3 protein-coding genes are annotated in these 1584 nt (G+C 38.9%); all 3 read right to left on the bottom strand.

Annotation, left to right across the window (positions count from 1 at the left end; translation table 11 throughout):
* Positions 1-95: 95 nt before the first annotated feature.
* Positions 96-386, bottom strand: a complete 291-nt coding sequence (locus tag ABD842_RS13810; RefSeq protein WP_345114962.1) for a hypothetical protein — start codon at positions 384-386, stop codon at positions 96-98.
* A gap of 131 nt (positions 387-517) precedes the next feature.
* Complete coding sequence (locus ABD842_RS13805; protein WP_345114959.1) at positions 518-925, bottom strand: hypothetical protein; 408 nt, start codon at positions 923-925, stop codon at positions 518-520.
* 8 nt (positions 926-933) lie between these two features.
* Positions 934-1584: hypothetical protein (locus ABD842_RS13800; protein ID WP_345114956.1), on the bottom strand; the 651-nt coding region annotated here is incomplete at its 5' end.

Raw genomic sequence — 1584 nt, 5'->3', positions numbered from 1 at the left:
CGCGTTTCAGCCAGGGCTAGGTAGTCCGCTTTGGTCATCATCACAAGGGGGCAATGGTCTCCTTCAAAGATAGCAGCCCCAAGCGAAGTTTTGAATTACACCCCCATCCCAATCCTACTTCCGTAGACATCTGATCTGGCTTTATTCCAGAAGCATTGTACATTGTAAGAGAGGGAAACGGGAAATTCGTTGTAGAGCGAAACGCCAATATTTGGCACTCCTGTATTAGCAAGTGCAGGGCTGTTTCCATTTGAAGTATTATATATACCTCTTTGTGCCTCTTCTTGGCCGTAGAACGTTTGCGCTACACACAATGCAGGCAAATAGGCAATAGCCAATGACATTATAACAACTAAATTTTTTAAAGTTTTATCCAGTCCTTTCATGTTGATTACTTAAAATTATTGTCAAATTTTTTAGGCTTTGCAAATTTGTAGCTCTTGATAAAACCAACTCGTAGCTAGGAACTTTATTCTTATGCCTTGTGTTGTTTTTATCCTCCATCAATAAAATTATACTAAAGCATATTATTGTTCTTTGCAAGTATTAAGTAAAAACTTAAACCCATAAATGCTATTGAAAATATTATGTAAATGACAACAAACATATTGCCTTTTTTATCTGTTGTAGTATCTTCGTTTTTAAATCTTTTTATAATAAATTTATAATTCTTATTATGTATCGATAATGCATAAACAGCAAGTATGATTACTGCGCCAATGATAATAAACGCATAAGTCAGTAATTCACTGGAAATTGCAACTTCAATTAGGGCCAATAGTGAAACTATAATAGATGCAGTATTTATATAAAGCATAAATATCATTAACAATGAAGCCATAGGCACTGCTACAGATCCATTGCCAACGGCTATTTGAAAACGATACATTCTATAATAAATGTATGCTAAGATGCTATTTTTCATTTACTGATTTATTTGATTTGACCGTATGTCCCGAATCCACCGCCCGCATCGACCAAGAAGTAGGTGGTACTGAGAACAAAACCGACTGGTCCCATAAAGCCAACTGCTGCCATAGTTACATCAGCCAGTGCTTTGATTGCTACAGTGCTATCTTTCCCACCATCATTATAGTAGATTGCTGCACGTGATACGGTGACTCCTATACCAATCACGGCTCCTGCATTTCCAAGGACTTTAGCTGCGCCAAGCATTTTAGTGCCAGTTATACCCAATACTCTAGCTTCCTGTAGTAAAGTTATATTTTTGGCTTTAGAAGTTGATTTTACGACCAAGTCCTGTATCTCTGTATGCGTGCCAAGTCCAGCACCAACAGCATCAAGTGTAGTATTTGTGTTACTCAACTGCTCTTGCAATGCCCTATGGTCAGGCAATGGCTTATAATCTTGCCCTGTGCCTACTTGCTTCAGTGTTTCTTGAAAAGCCGCAAACATATCATACTGATCCTGGAAGTCATTTCCCTGTTGCGCTATATCCTTCGCTTTATCTCCATATATTGTTATAGCGGATTCGTGAACGGTGTGGCCAGTGGTTAAGTGGTCTGTGTATGGTAGCCGCAGTGGTCGAACCAGTTTTTGGCATCCTGGCTGGTAATCCAGTCG

Origin of the sequence: Hymenobacter algoricola, from assembly GCF_039539525.1 — a bacterium.
Lineage (GTDB): Bacteria > Bacteroidota > Bacteroidia > Cytophagales > Hymenobacteraceae > Hymenobacter > Hymenobacter algoricola.
Note: the sequence above shows the minus strand (reverse complement) of the source record. Positions and strands in the feature narration are given on the sequence as shown.

Excerpts from the sequence above, each read along its gene's own strand:
- ABD842_RS13810 (WP_345114962.1), bottom strand. The coding sequence starts at position 386 with ATGAAAGGACTGGATAAAACTTTAAAAAATTTAGTTGTTATAATGTCA.
- ABD842_RS13805 (WP_345114959.1), bottom strand. The coding sequence starts at position 925 with ATGAAAAATAGCATCTTAGCATACATTTATTATAGAATGTATCGTTTT.